The sequence below is a fragment of the Marinococcus sp. LNSP9103-4 genome, assembly GCF_056034345.1.
In genome coordinates this window covers 1-12710 of the sequence record NZ_JBQLIA010000031.1, presented here as the reverse complement: position 1 = coordinate 12710, position 12710 = coordinate 1, and the positions used below count along the sequence as shown (strand labels likewise).

Sequence of the window (12710 nt, the reverse complement as noted above, 5' to 3'; positions counted from 1 at the left end):
ATGCAGCGCAGGGTCCGTCACCGATATTATTTCGGCAGGTAGTCGTTTCGCACAATCAGCACGTCGCAGGTGGCCCGCCGCACAAGGCTCTCCGAGACGCTTCCGAGAAACAGGCGCTCAGCGCGCCCCATCCCGGAGGAGCCGGCAACGATCAGGTCCGCTTCGAATTTTTTGGCTGCCTCGGTTGGAATCACTACCTTCGGAGCTCCGTATTCGACGGAAAAATCAATCGCCGAAATGTCCTCTGCGGCACTTAAATTCCGGTATTCCTCAAGCAGTTCTTTTCCGCGTTCCCTGTACATCTGAACAATATCCTCGGTATGGTATTCGGCCGAGGAAATAAACGGCGTATTCAGCACGTACACAACCTGGACCCGGCTTTTTTCCCGTTTGGCAATGTCGAGCCCGGCATACAAAGCGCTGGTTGAGACCTCGGAGCCGTCAACAGCGATCAGAATAGAGCTGTACGGCTTTGGCGGCTCTTCGTTTTTGACAATCCAGACGTCGCATGAGGCGTGGCGCACGATGCTTGCGGCCACGCTTCCAAAAACCCTTTTTTCAAACGTACCGGCTCCCGAACCCCCGGAAAGAATCAGGTCGGCTCCGAACTCATGAGCTATTTCGCCGGGAATTAACGCTTTGGGAGGCCCTTCCTTCATAAATGTCAGAACGTTTTTCACGCCCTGATCCTCCGCGCTTTTTTTAGCACGGTCCAGAATGTCGGTGCCAATACGTTCCGACGCGCTTAACAGATCCGGGGACTCCCGGCGGAGCTCGCGGATATTGTGGTAATCGATAATATAGCAGAACGCGAGCGCGCTTCCATAGGTGAGGGCGGTTTCAATCCCTTTTTGAAGTGCGTATTCTGCTTCGTCCGAACCGTCGAGAGCGACGAGAATGCGTTCGTAGTGCAGTGCCATTGCAATCAGTCCCTTCTGGCTTTTGGTGGTGTGTCTATAGTTTAGCTCATTTTTTTCTTCCTGCGTGTGAGGAACCTCACATCCAACGGAGACTTTTCAATTTATACTGGCCTCATAAGCAGCTATAAGTGAAAACTATTCCAGCCTGAACGGGCGTTGAAAATAAAGCACAAAGGAGTTTCGGTATGATGGATGGATTAAAGCAGATTGTCTGGAAGGAAATGCTGAATGAATGCGGCGGGGCCATTCCGCAAACCCTGCCGGAATTAAACGGCAGAGCTGAGCGAAACCAGGAAATCGCCTGCCTGCTTCCGTTTTATGTGTACTATTTTCATACGTATGACTGGCAGGAATACTCGTTAATGACAGAGCATGCGCTTCCGGGGACGCTGAACCACGCTGCCTTTATAGCGATTGACACGCCGTCACTGCAGGCTTCGGCACAAATGAAGCGGTACTTTTACGGGCTGTCGTTTATCAGCAGGCTCCCGGCGGACGGGGAGACGGCGTTTACCCTGGAGGAATGGACGCTGCATGTATTCCGGAAATACTATTACTTAACAACAAAAGCAGCCCTTCCGGCCGGGGATGAGGCCGTAAAACAGAGGCGGCCCGGCACGTGGACCTTCCGGGTTATGTAGGTACTGACGGCAAAAATGAGAGCGTTTGCGAAGCGTACAAGTAATAAAGGAGGACTGTTTGAATATGCAGAAGCACTACTACGGATATGCGGGAGAAAGCACGGCAGAAGTGAGGGAGGAGGAGTATATACGGTTTGTGTATATTTTTGATGAACCGGACCGGCGGGAGGAAGTGCTCTACATCGGCACGAGGGAAAATGTTCGAAAATGTGCCCGGGGGATAGACCTTTTAAATATCGAACTGGAGCTTGCGGACGCTGTCACGGTGGGAAGCCGGACGTTTAAAATTATCGGAATTGAACGGGTGCCTCCGTGTGAAACGGTGGAGCACACGTTCCAGGGCGGCATGGTGACGTATTATTTTTCGGAAGCGGATCTGCCGCTGTCCTGAAGGCTGAAAAAACGGGCAGAAAATAAACATACAAAGGAGATGCGATATGTATAAAACAATTCTTGCTGCTGTGGATCCATCCGAGGAAGCGAAACGGGCCGCCCGGACGGCTATGCTGCTTGCCGGCAGGTTTGAGGCCACGCTCGTTTTCGCACATGTGGTTAATGAACGGGATTTCAGTGCGTTTCAGTATTACGTGCCGTCAGCATGGGACGAGACGAAAAAAAAGAACGAAGCAATGCTGCAGCAGTACGCATCCGAAGCCGAACATGCGGGAGTGGCGAAGGTGGAGACGGTGCTGCGCTCCGGGGCACCCAAGTCGACAGTTCCATCGGAGCTCGCCCCTGATTTCGGGGCCGACCTGATCGTTACCGGAGCTTCCGGTATGGGCACGGTGGAAAAATTAGTAATGGGGAGCGTATCGAGCGGTGTTCTCCGCCGGGCCAGGGAGGATGTGCTTATCGTCCGGAAGGAAAGCGAGGGCGGACATAAAAAAATTCTGATAGCCGTGGACGGCTCCGAGGAAGCGGCCCTGGCATTTGAAAAGGGCGTCCAGCTCGCGCTGCAGACGGAGGCGGAATTGTTTATCGTGCACGTGTACAACTCCAACCTGCTGTATTCTACCGTACTAAATACTGATGTGCAGAAGTTCATGGAGGACGATGACCGGAAAATGCTGGAGGATTACAAAACCCAGGCGGAGCGTCTCGGCGTCGCAAACGTAACGACGTCTCTGCTGTACGGCTCGGCAAAGCTGATTATTCCTCAGGAATACGCCGTGCAGCATGAAATTGATCTGATTGTGAGCGGAGCGTCCGGCAGGAACAGGACGGAGCGGCTGCTGCTTGGAAGTGTGGCGGAGGGCATTGCCCACCGGGCGATCTGTGATGTGCTGATTGTGCGGCAGCCGCTCGAGCATAGAGATCAGTAGAATTATTTTCTGGAATGAATCAGCCCGGTTTGATAGGCGTACTCCACCAGCTCCCTCCGGGTTTTCATCGCGAGCTTTTCCATTAAATTAGTGCGGTGGGACTCGACGGTTTTCACGCTGATCACGAGCGTCTCGGCAATTTCTTTATTGGCGTAGCCAAGCGTTATATAATAAAGCACCTCCCATTCCCTCGGGGAGAGCCTCCTCAGATTGCCGAAGGCAGGAGCCGTGTTATGGGCCTGCACCAGGGCCTGGAAGGAAGCAGAGGCGTAGCGGTTATGCCGGGCGGCCGCCCGGATGGCCCCGTATAAATCGTCCAGGGGATCGGTATGCAGCAGACACCCGGTGGAGGCGCGTTCGTACACCTGCTGCAGGAAAGCAGGCGTTTCCTCCCCGGAGACTAGAAAAACGGCCGGAAGCAGAGGGCGTTCGAAGATAGCTGCTTCCGGTGAAAGTGTGCCCGCATCAATGACATAGACGGGTTTGCGGCCTCCGGTTGGTAAAGCCTCTGCAGACGGCCATCCGGCTGTCTCCTTAATGACGGTACAGTCAGGAGCTTCTTCGAGCAGTATTTTTAACGCTTTCTGATAGATCGGACGTCTGCTTACTAAAACGATCGAAATCATATGCTATCACCTTCTTACGCTTGGGTTGGACGTTCATGCACGGAGCCTTTCGGGAATACATGCCTATAATATTAACCATCAAGTGTAAAAAAAACAGGAGAAAATAATTAAGGGTTTTCCCTTATATTTTTTAGAAAACTCCTTTGATAGTATCATGGTAATACTATCGAAGGAGATGGAAATAATGAGCAGGCCCCTTCAAAGTCTCCCCGTGAACGAAAAGCCGAGCGGATCTTTTGCAAGTATGCTGTCTTCTGAAGAGTTTGACCGTTTTCAGGAGCGCACGCAGCTGGCGCACAAACGGGCCGGAACGTACCTGTATTTAGAAGGAGACCCTTCTGATTATTTCTATTTTCTCTACGAAGGAACCGTGAAAATTCAAAAAAGCACAAGTGACGGAAAAGAATTAACAATTACGCTGCTTGGAAGCGGGGACCTGGCCGGTGAATATGGTAATCTGAATGCGGTGCGCCATGATTTTTCGGCGAAGGTGTCAGCCGCCAGTACGATAGGTGTAATTAAAAAAACAGAAATGGAGGCATTAATTAAAGAATCCGGCGCCTTTTCCCTGAAGATGATGCAGTGGATGGGCAGCAACACGTTAAAGGAGCAGTCAAAATTCCGGGATCTGCTGCTGTACGGGAAAAATGGCGCCCTGGCATCAACCCTGATCCGCCTCAGCACAACGCACGGCAGGGAGAGAGAGCGCGGCACCATCCTGCAGTTGAAGCTGACCAACACCGAGCTCGGAGAATACATCGGCTTATCCCGGGAGGGCGTGAACCGCTGCCTGAACGAGTGGAAAAAGGCCGGCGTCATTTCCTATGAGAACGGCCTCATTGTTATTCATAACATGCTCTATCTGCGCAGGCTGTGCAACTGCCCGCTTGACAACCTTTGCTCCAGCGAAATATGCCGTCTTTAGCCACGCCTAACGTCATAAAACCATGGTCCCCCGGTGCCTTTTTCAGGTGCCGGGTTTTTGGTGTTTTCCGGGATTATAACCGTACGACCATCACACTGCAGTCGGCATTTTTTGTAATATGCTCGGAAACGCTGCCGAGAAAAATCTTTTCGACGGCGTTTAAGCCAGTCGCACCTGTAACAATTAAATCGACGTTGTATTTTGGCACAAGATCGCGCGGAATAGCTGTTTTTGGCGATCCGTATTCGATATCAGCCACTACATCCGTGATACCGAATTCCTCCGCCTGCTTTTTATATTTATTAAGCAGCTGTCGTGCATCATCCTCCACATTGCCGATAACGGTGGAGTCGTAATTGCTCATCGGCCGGTAGGCGTTGCGGTTGATCACCTGAGTGATCACAAGCTGCGATCCCTGTGCTTTAGCAAGCGGAAGAGCTGTTTCAAACGCGTAATCTGCCTCTTCAGAGCCGTCCACAGCAACTAAAATAACGTCCATCGTATGCATAATATGCCTCCTAAAGAAATTATTGTGTTTTCACTTTAGTACTTCTAGCTGATAAGCATATTTTCCTTTTAACGAACGCAAAAATTGTCCTGGGACCGATTAAGAGACGGTGCTGCCGGGAATTAAAACAAATAAAAGCTCGCTGGAGGTGCGTTGACGTGCTGACCGTTATTTCGGCAGAAACAGGCCATATGATCGAGATGAAAATCAGCGGAAAGATAACAGAGCACGATTATGAAACGTTCGGGAAATCGTTTGACGCCGTGAAGCAGGACGACACTCCGATCAACCTGCTTGTAGTGGTGACGGACTGGAAAGGAATGACGCCCCAGGCGGTTATGGAGGACCTAAAGTGGCTGAGGCGCATAAAGGAATTTCAAAAAATGGCGATTGTCAGTGATGAAAAAGGGATCAAAGCAGTGGAATCCTTTGGTAAGCTTCTGCCTGGAGTGGAAACAAAGCATTTCGGGCAGACAGAAAAGAAACAGGCACGGAAATGGCTGGGACGCTGACCAATGCCGCTTTTGTTCATATAATATAATTATGTTAACTAAAATTATTGATCGAATTTCAGCCGGTGCAGAAAAAGGATTACCCCGGCACTAAAAGCGGGTAAAAGTGACTAACGGCTATAATATGTACGTCAAAGGAGGTACCACCGTGAATAAAAAGCAGAAAAAACAGCTGGATAATTTAATTATCGAATATTTGAAGGACAGGGGAAAATCCCACGAGCTAAAGGTGGCAGACGAGCTGTCGGAGCGGTTCGAAGGAAAGCTCCATGCTGCGACAGTACTTGTGAGAATCGACAGAATGAAAAAAAGCAACGAACTGCGTCATGAGGCCAAGGCTGTGCATGACACGATCGTCTGGGCAAAAAAACTGTAGTTTCATCACAAAAACTGGCGATCCCGGTTTTTAATCCGGCTACAACAGGGAAAGACGGGAATAGAGAGAATGGCAGATGAAAGCTTTGCTGCCTCACAGCATATGGAGGAGGACAATAGGAATGGAAAAACTGGAATTCCAATTTATAACATGTGATAAACGTGGAGAAATCCCGATAGAAAGCGGCATATTGACGATCGAAGACGACAATACATGGCAGGCGGAACTGATTAATTTTACCGGAGGCATGGATTTGTTTTCGGATCAGGGCAACGAGTTCCGGATTAAGGATAACAGCCTGGTGGAGTATGAAGGAAAAGGCAAGGCCTCAAAAACAGGCGATGAAGAAGCAGAAGGAAATATTGTTATTAAAGGCCAGGGGAAAATTAGCAAATACTAATAAAGCATCCCGCCCGGGGTGCTTTTTCCATGAACATGCCGGCCTTAAAGGAGGAATTTTTATGGACACGTATTATAACCATCCTGAATACCGTCCGTTTTTCCCGAACGCACTGAACGCTTCGCATTCCATAGAAATAATGGATTTTGACGGGCTTGCCCTGCTTATTCAGATGACTGATAGGGCAGTGGAGTCGCCGCACCGGCCGGATAAAGCGAACCTGCTGCACTGGCTGTGGGACACCGGGGTCGATTATTTGGAGAAAAATGATCCCGGCGACCGTCAGCGGATGGTAATTACAGAAAAAGATCTGGATAACGGCAATTTGATTACTCCCTATGAAAATCTTCTAAAAGAATTCGAAGCTTCCGGATACTGACCAACAGCTTAAAAAAATTCCCCCAGGAGGTAAATATGTCATTTCGAAATTCAATAGGAAAAAATGTTAGAATCGCCCTCGCAGATATAGCAAAGGAAGATAAGGTTCTGCAATTGATTCTTGCGCCTAAGACGATGGAAAAGTTTATTATCGTCAAAATCGATTCCATCGATGAAATGGGCATATGGATCGAACACGAAATCGAAGCCGAGCTTGATGAAAATGACGACGGGGAAAAGCTGCTGCAGACGCAGCGCGAGAAAAAGTTTGTCCGCTCAAAATTTTTGATCAAGTGGCACTACATCGAAGGGGCCTACGCGCCGCTTGACGATGACGTGAACAGCAAAATGAAATTTCTGCGCTAAAGGGAGGACTCTTACATGGACGATTGGATTCATCAATTATCAAGCACGGCCCGCCAGAATAAAAAACAGGCGTCCACCGTGGAGGAAGAAAAACAGATGGAAAGCATACGCGCCTGCTCCGAAGAGCTTACGGGCATGTTCGATGAATTAATGGGAACCATTAATGGCCGGTCGGATTTAAAAGTGGAAAAAGTGAAAAGCAACAAGCATGTAAAATATTTTTACGGCGTTTCCGAGCTTATTATTGAGACTGGCGAGGTGTTCACCCGTAAGGGCTTTCTGGAAATGAGCTTTAAAATTCGTATCAACGACTCTGCCTACAATGTAAGCGACGTCCGTCCCCGCAGTGCTTATCTGAAGGACTTGAATACCTGCAGATGGGAAACGGAAACAGGCACTGTTTTCAATGAAGAACAGGCATCGATGTTATTTAAGCAGGCTCTGCTTCCTTATATCGAAGAATAAAAACAACAGTTGCAGTTCGGATATATTCCGGACTATTTTTTTGTGCCTTTATTTCGATAAGTGTAGTTTAAAAACAGTAGATAGTAGTAAAATGTATCTATTTGTATCAACACATAAGACAACGGAATATATACAGCGGTGAAAAATGCTGAATCAGGTTAAAAAGAACCAGAAAATAAATTCTATAATTTTAGAAAAATAATAGTACTTTATTACTTGAAATTGAAGTATTATAAAGGAGAGGGGGATAAACGATGGCTACCGTGTATGTTAACCGTCATGTCCGTTATGTGCAGGTACTATTAAGCGATGAGGGGAGTCTTTTGCACTGTTTAACCTGGGAAACCGACGACGGATTTGTCTTTGACATCCACGCGCTTGATGACAGCTCGTTTTCCCCGAAGTACGACAGGATTTATATGCCATTTGACCAGGAAACAATGACGCTTCATGGAAACACATATATTTTATATTAACCATCCGTCTGCTAATAATAAATGAAGGGTGTTCAGTGTTTCTGAACGTTTTTTTGTATTTTAAAATATACACTACAATATGTTGTGTAAAATAATTATTTGTAGTGATGTAGTTGTCCTGAAATCCATTTTGTTTCTCTTTATATACATGTGTACCGGAGCAGAATCAATGTAATTTCAAAAGGGTGCCGCATGTATACCGCGTTGGTAACGTTTGTTTCCTATGCAATAGGGCGGAGGAATGTTATGCTTTGGGCGGAACAGAAGTTGAAAGGAGCATGCGCTATCTCTCAATTTTCTTATGTGATCGATGAAGAAGGAAATGAAGTGTTCGTAGGGACTAAAGAAGACATTAGGGAAAAATTTCCGGCTAAAGAAAAGCATATTTTTAACACTGAAGAGGAATTGCTCAAAGGCATACGGGATTTTCGGGAAAACGAACGAATCATATCTGTCGTAAGCGACCTGCCGGTGTTAAATGAACAGTGGAAAGAGAAGGACAATATGTAACATGATTCGTTCAGGCCGGGACCGGGCCGGGGGATATTTTTTATTACTTACAGGGGGACCGGACTTTTTCCAGGAAGTCCGGTTTTTTATTAGGTGGGGGAGTATTAAAGGCATTGGCGTAGTATAATGAATAAAGCACCTCCCAGTCTTTGTCAGAGAGGAAGATGATGATGAACAAAAAAAGAAATACCGCCTGGCTGCTGGCTCCGCTGCTTTTGCTTCAGGCCTGGTGGCTTTACCGGGAAGCCGAAAAGCAGGGCAAAGCCAAATGGAAGTGGGGTCTGTGGGGATTAACACAGTTTCCGACCCCGGCAGTGGCTTTTTATGTCATTCATAAATGGAAGAAGTAAGCCCGGCCGCTGCTCTTCCGAGGTTTCAAACCGGCGTCGAGGTGTAATAGCATAAAAAGAAGCCGGGAATTCTGCCGGCACGTGCAGCATCTATTAGAGTGAAGGGGCGACAAAAATGAAACAGGAAACCCAGGAAATTAACGAAATTGTACTCGACGAATCGGAGCTGCGATTTGAGTCTGCGTACTTGTATCTTGAAACGTCCGATCCGGACCGGATCGGGGAAAGCGCCTGGACGATGGCCATTTATAATGCAGAACAGGAGTTTTCCGAAGAGTTTATCAATCGAAACAGCATTAGTATACGGTTCAAAACTGAAGAAGCAGAGTATCAGGGGCTCGTTCAATTTAAAAACATTGAAGGCGGCGGGAAGAAGCATTGCCACCTCGATGGTCTTGATGAACTGGTGCAGATATAAAGCAGGTATGACAACGGGTGACAGCGGAAGCTGGCGCCTGTTTTTTTATATGCAAGAAAACCGGAAATCGGGGGAACGTTTAATACGTGCGAATTCGGGGATTATAGCTGTGAAAAGATGCTCAAAGATTGGAAAGGAGAGAAAGTCATGAGTCCGAGAAAAGAAGCAATGGCCCAGCTGGCCGGAAGAGTCGAGCGGGGGGAAATCGGCGCCGAATGGTCGCCGGTGGATGAAATCGAGCAGGATCGTTTTCAGGAGCTTGCGGAGCATGGATATGTTACGTATGACGATGCCTCCGGAGAAAAAGACCAGGCGGTTTACAGCGGTATTAAAATCACAAAAGAAGGCCGCGAGCTTTATGAAGAATACAAACGGCAGGTAGACGAATAAAAATTAACGCATTCCGCGGGTGGTTTTATACAAGCCGCCCTTTTAAAAGAATGAAATTCAGGAGGACGCGATGCCAACACTAGCACTTGAAGCTGTTAAAACAGTCTCCACAAATGAAGTTATTCAGGTAAATGAAGGTCACCTTCAGGCAGGCGGCGGACCGCTTGAACGCTGGACCGTTTCCATTACAGACTGCGACAACGAGGAATTTTTCCACCTGGCATTCGACAGTGCTTCTCCTGCGCTGGATTTATATTTTTACACCCGGGAAGGGTTTCAGTTTGGCGGGCAGGCCTACATCACCCGGTCGGATCAGAAAAGCATAGAGCTTGAAGGGAGCAGTGCCCTTCAGGAACAGTCGTAATCGAATAAAAGGAGGATGATGATGCCACAGGAAGCGGATTTTTCCCAGGAAGGGCTAAAAGGCTACCACGTACGCCCGCTCCATTTTGCCGGGGAATCAGTCGAAGTGTATCAGGACGAAGAGCTCGTGCTGCTCGTCCAGGTAACCACCTCGGCGATGGCAGCCGAAGCGAGTTTAAAGGAAGAAAACGTACCAGATTGGCTGTGGAGCATCGGCCTGGATTATCTGAAACAGGAAGCGCCGGCGGAAAGGAAGCGTCTTGTCATTACCGTGCAGGACGTGACGGACGGAGAAATAAACAAAACGTACGACAATTTATTGAGAGATTTCGAAGCGCCCTCGAGCTGAGAGGGTGCTTTTTGTTTTTATAGAATATAGTAAATGATAAAAAATTTCTTAAAATCGCTAGTTGATGTCGGAAGTTTAATTATTGTTTGCCTTCTAAAAGCAGAAATATAAAAAGCGGGCTAAAACACCCGCTTAATCGGCTTTTACCAAGTATCTACTTCCAAATCGTCTTGAGTCAAATTGCCGGCACCTTCTTCTAACGGGATAGTATAGCGTTCTTCTTCAGCAAGGTCATCCATGTCATCATAATCATAAGGTGCATCAACAATGTAAGTGACCTCTGAAACCTCTGCTTCAGCATCACTCAATACGTAATACATGGTTCCTCCCATACTGACGTCTCCAAGAAAATCATCCCCAAGCCATGTACTGAACATCATGTCACTTTCCAACTGTTCGCCGGAATCTGTAGTCAAATATGAACCCGGATAAAAGGAGACATCATTTTCTGTGGTGTTTGTCGCCACCACATCCACTGCCAGCAGTTTTACTTGATCGGCTGATTCGTCCAAATAATAATCTTTGGCCTCCTGAGAGGTTTCCAGATCAATAAGAGCCACGTGATTCACCGAAAATTCCATAGGCCCAATAGACATAGTGTTTCCTATCGCTTCGCCGGTGCCATGTTTGATAATTTCGACCTGACCTAACCCGGAAAATTCAAAAGCGGAAGAGGATTCTTCTGCTGATTCATTTTTTGAATCTTCTTCAGACTTCTGCTCATCGGTATTAGAGTTTTCCTCTGATGCATTCTCAGATTTATCGTTTTCGGAGGTAGTTTCTTCGGCAGCTTCGGGAGCTTCACTGTCCACATCTTCAGTTCCGCATCCAGTTAAAACGACTATACCTGCTCCAATAAAACCTAACCAAGGTGTTTTACTCATGATACTATCCCCTTTTATATATAATGTATGATAGAAATGCGGTTAGAATGAAGACGCATTTTTCATATGAGAGTCTTTATACTTATAATAGCGACAAATTGTACCATTTTCTACTAGTATTTTTGTAATATTACTAATTTATATTTCTATCGTGTTTAGTGAAGTGCATGTTTGCGAAGTATTTAAATTAATTGTAGTAATTATATAGAAGAAAATGGCTAAAGGTTTCTTTTCCGGCAGGAAGAGAGAGAAACGGTTTTCACTCATTTGGGAAGGAAATTCTTTCGGAAAAAAAACGGCCGGGTGTCTTCTCGAACCGAAAAAACTGTGGTATAAATAAGTTGAGGGGGTGGATGACAGTGGCTTTAGTGGAATTCAAATGCAGAACGCAGCCGCAGGTGACCTATAGCAGTGACGGTCATGAAATTCATTACAAGGTGATTGAATACGCCGATGGCTATGAAGTGGTGCTTCATTCGATGAGTGATTTTCAGCCGGCCGATGAAAAACTGTTATTTCATCAGGGAAGTCAGGTCATTCACGCCAAAGAGCATACTTACGTATTAGATACCTGCGATTGTGTGTACAGCGGTGAACCCGATGAAACCATCGATCATTCGATCTGTCACAAACCGTATTCTAAATCCATGTAAACAAACGCTAAGCGGAGCTTTCCTTCCCGGGAGGCTCTTTTTTGTGGCGGACGCAGGGACAAAAAACATTCCGGAAAATAGAAAGGGGCATACAAATGCTGCATTTTGAAAAGAAGGATCTTCACAATTTAAACCACGCGGAGGCGCCGTACGTATCCATTTACCAATACGGAAAAACGGACATCAGCAGCCATCCATCCGACAGCAGCCGGGTGGGGCTCTCCAAGCAGGGCATGATGAAGCTGGTGAATTACTGGATTGAAGAAGGCAACCTTGATGATAACGATAAGCAGCAGATTAAAGAGTGGCTCGACCAGTAACCTTTCAAGAGACGGGGGAGAAATTCGGGTTTAGCAGCAAAGGTGCAGGGAAAAGGAATCACAATTCACCAATAGAAAAACGAACTTCAGGCACGTATCGGCGCCGAAGTCGTTAAAGGGGGAATCGTGATGGCACGCCTGCTTGACTTTTACCACGGACCGTATGAAGGCAGCCCGGGAGAGTCTGAACATTTTAATGGACCGGTGCTTCACATCTTTGAGCGCGACCAGCTGCTGCTGTCGATGCAGATTACGGCAGAAGCGCTGGGGAAAAATGAACTGAACGTAGACATGACAACGGTGTATGAATGGCTCTGGCACCGGGGGCTTGAATTTATCGAACAGGAAAATATTACGTCAGCTACAGTGATAGTGATTACCGGTAGAGATGTTGAAGGAAATAAAATTGTTACGTCGTACCGGACGCTTGCGTGCCGGGCATAATATAAATCAGGCCGCCTGCTTCCTCTAGCAGGCGGCCTCAGACTGTCGACAATGACTCTAATTTTAGAGTTTGTCGGCAGTTTTTTTGTGCTATGATAAAAAGAAATAGCCTGG

General features: G+C 47.2%; 24 protein-coding genes. 20 read left to right on the top strand and 4 right to left on the bottom strand.

Features of this window, described 5'->3' with window-relative positions; genetic code table 11:
- Nucleotides 1–26: 26 nt before the first annotated feature.
- Complete coding sequence (locus tag ACTRXG_RS15325; RefSeq protein WP_474285786.1) at nucleotides 27–920, bottom strand: universal stress protein; 894 nt, start codon at nucleotides 918–920, stop codon at nucleotides 27–29.
- A 185-nt stretch (nucleotides 921–1105) separates the two neighbouring features.
- Between ACTRXG_RS15325 and ACTRXG_RS15320 the strand changes: the two genes are divergently transcribed.
- Genes ACTRXG_RS15320 through ACTRXG_RS15310 form a run of 3 tightly spaced genes read left to right on the top strand, consistent with a single transcriptional unit; the run spans nucleotide 1106 to nucleotide 2883 of the window.
- Entirely contained in the window at nucleotides 1106–1561 is a 456-nt protein-coding gene (locus ACTRXG_RS15320) for a hypothetical protein (protein WP_474285784.1), read from the top strand.
- A gap of 58 nt (nucleotides 1562–1619) precedes the next feature.
- Nucleotides 1620–1952 (top strand): hypothetical protein, encoded by a 333-nt coding sequence (locus ACTRXG_RS15315; RefSeq protein ID WP_474285783.1) that lies wholly within the window; start codon nucleotides 1620–1622, stop codon nucleotides 1950–1952.
- A gap of 46 nt (nucleotides 1953–1998) precedes the next feature.
- Nucleotides 1999–2883 carry a universal stress protein gene (locus ACTRXG_RS15310; protein ID WP_474285782.1) on the top strand — a complete coding sequence of 295 codons (885 nt, stop codon included), beginning with the start codon at nucleotides 1999–2001 and terminating at the stop codon, nucleotides 2881–2883.
- A gap of 2 nt (nucleotides 2884–2885) precedes the next feature.
- Here the strand turns inward: ACTRXG_RS15310 and ACTRXG_RS15305 are convergent, their stop codons facing one another.
- Entirely contained in the window at nucleotides 2886–3509 is a 624-nt protein-coding gene (locus tag ACTRXG_RS15305; RefSeq protein WP_474285781.1) for a response regulator transcription factor, read from the bottom strand.
- Between the two features lie 184 nt (nucleotides 3510–3693).
- Here ACTRXG_RS15305 and ACTRXG_RS15300 point away from each other — a divergent pair, with 184 nt between their 5' ends.
- Nucleotides 3694–4434, top strand: coding sequence for a Crp/Fnr family transcriptional regulator (locus ACTRXG_RS15300; protein ID WP_474285780.1), 741 nt, complete (start codon nucleotides 3694–3696; stop codon nucleotides 4432–4434).
- A 73-nt stretch (nucleotides 4435–4507) separates the two neighbouring features.
- Here the strand turns inward: ACTRXG_RS15300 and ACTRXG_RS15295 are convergent, their stop codons facing one another.
- Nucleotides 4508–4942: a universal stress protein gene (locus ACTRXG_RS15295; RefSeq protein ID WP_474285778.1), complete on the bottom strand. Its 435-nt coding sequence runs from the start codon at nucleotides 4940–4942 to the stop codon at nucleotides 4508–4510.
- Between the two features lie 158 nt (nucleotides 4943–5100).
- Between ACTRXG_RS15295 and ACTRXG_RS15290 the strand changes: the two genes are divergently transcribed.
- The 13 genes from ACTRXG_RS15290 to ACTRXG_RS15230 all read left to right on the top strand — a co-directional run bounded on the left by ACTRXG_RS15290 (nucleotide 5101) and on the right by ACTRXG_RS15230 (nucleotide 10295).
- Nucleotides 5101–5454, top strand: coding sequence for a SpoIIAA family protein (locus ACTRXG_RS15290; RefSeq protein WP_474285777.1), 354 nt, complete (start codon nucleotides 5101–5103; stop codon nucleotides 5452–5454).
- A gap of 148 nt (nucleotides 5455–5602) precedes the next feature.
- Nucleotides 5603–5830, top strand: a complete 228-nt coding sequence (locus ACTRXG_RS15285) for a hypothetical protein (RefSeq protein ID WP_474260805.1) — start codon at nucleotides 5603–5605, stop codon at nucleotides 5828–5830.
- 121 nt (nucleotides 5831–5951) lie between these two features.
- Nucleotides 5952–6230: a hypothetical protein gene (locus ACTRXG_RS15280; protein ID WP_474260806.1), complete on the top strand. Its 279-nt coding sequence runs from the start codon at nucleotides 5952–5954 to the stop codon at nucleotides 6228–6230.
- Between the two features lie 61 nt (nucleotides 6231–6291).
- On the top strand, nucleotides 6292–6609 hold the full coding sequence (locus ACTRXG_RS15275; RefSeq protein WP_474285775.1) for a hypothetical protein: 318 nt from the start codon (nucleotides 6292–6294) through the stop codon (nucleotides 6607–6609).
- 35 nt (nucleotides 6610–6644) lie between these two features.
- On the top strand, nucleotides 6645–6974 hold the full coding sequence (locus ACTRXG_RS15270) for a hypothetical protein (RefSeq protein WP_474285774.1): 330 nt from the start codon (nucleotides 6645–6647) through the stop codon (nucleotides 6972–6974).
- Between the two features lie 15 nt (nucleotides 6975–6989).
- Nucleotides 6990–7439, top strand: a complete 450-nt coding sequence (locus ACTRXG_RS15265) for a hypothetical protein (protein ID WP_474280667.1) — start codon at nucleotides 6990–6992, stop codon at nucleotides 7437–7439.
- A gap of 254 nt (nucleotides 7440–7693) precedes the next feature.
- Nucleotides 7694–7915, top strand: a complete 222-nt coding sequence (locus tag ACTRXG_RS15260; protein WP_462867031.1) for a hypothetical protein — start codon at nucleotides 7694–7696, stop codon at nucleotides 7913–7915.
- 246 nt (nucleotides 7916–8161) lie between these two features.
- The gene (locus ACTRXG_RS15255) at nucleotides 8162–8425 is read left to right on the top strand and encodes a hypothetical protein (RefSeq protein ID WP_474260810.1); all 264 of its coding nucleotides are present in this window, start codon (nucleotides 8162–8164) and stop codon (nucleotides 8423–8425) included.
- Nucleotides 8426–8595: 170 nt separating this feature from the next.
- Entirely contained in the window at nucleotides 8596–8775 is a 180-nt protein-coding gene (locus ACTRXG_RS15250) for a sigmaY antisigma factor component (protein WP_474260812.1), read from the top strand.
- Nucleotides 8776–8890: 115 nt separating this feature from the next.
- Entirely contained in the window at nucleotides 8891–9193 is a 303-nt protein-coding gene (locus ACTRXG_RS15245; protein WP_474280673.1) for a hypothetical protein, read from the top strand.
- Between the two features lie 147 nt (nucleotides 9194–9340).
- The gene (locus tag ACTRXG_RS15240) at nucleotides 9341–9583 is read left to right on the top strand and encodes a hypothetical protein (protein ID WP_022792118.1); all 243 of its coding nucleotides are present in this window, start codon (nucleotides 9341–9343) and stop codon (nucleotides 9581–9583) included.
- 70 nt (nucleotides 9584–9653) lie between these two features.
- Complete coding sequence (locus ACTRXG_RS15235; protein ID WP_474285772.1) at nucleotides 9654–9947, top strand: hypothetical protein; 294 nt, start codon at nucleotides 9654–9656, stop codon at nucleotides 9945–9947.
- A 15-nt stretch (nucleotides 9948–9962) separates the two neighbouring features.
- The gene (locus tag ACTRXG_RS15230) at nucleotides 9963–10295 is read left to right on the top strand and encodes a hypothetical protein (protein ID WP_474285771.1); all 333 of its coding nucleotides are present in this window, start codon (nucleotides 9963–9965) and stop codon (nucleotides 10293–10295) included.
- A 143-nt stretch (nucleotides 10296–10438) separates the two neighbouring features.
- Here ACTRXG_RS15230 and ACTRXG_RS15225 read toward each other — a convergent pair whose 3' ends face one another.
- Nucleotides 10439–11179 (bottom strand): hypothetical protein, encoded by a 741-nt coding sequence (locus tag ACTRXG_RS15225; protein ID WP_474285770.1) that lies wholly within the window; start codon nucleotides 11177–11179, stop codon nucleotides 10439–10441.
- A gap of 359 nt (nucleotides 11180–11538) precedes the next feature.
- On the opposite strand from ACTRXG_RS15225, the gene ACTRXG_RS15220 reads away from it, so the two are divergent.
- The 3 genes from ACTRXG_RS15220 to ACTRXG_RS15210 all read left to right on the top strand — a co-directional run bounded on the left by ACTRXG_RS15220 (nucleotide 11539) and on the right by ACTRXG_RS15210 (nucleotide 12596).
- Nucleotides 11539–11832, top strand: a complete 294-nt coding sequence (locus ACTRXG_RS15220) for a hypothetical protein (protein ID WP_474285768.1) — start codon at nucleotides 11539–11541, stop codon at nucleotides 11830–11832.
- Nucleotides 11833–11927: 95 nt separating this feature from the next.
- Entirely contained in the window at nucleotides 11928–12152 is a 225-nt protein-coding gene (locus ACTRXG_RS15215) for a hypothetical protein (RefSeq protein WP_322525010.1), read from the top strand.
- A 129-nt stretch (nucleotides 12153–12281) separates the two neighbouring features.
- A complete protein-coding gene (locus ACTRXG_RS15210; protein ID WP_474285766.1) occupies nucleotides 12282–12596 on the top strand; it encodes a hypothetical protein in 315 nt (104 codons plus the stop codon).
- Nucleotides 12597–12710 lie beyond the last annotated feature (114 nt).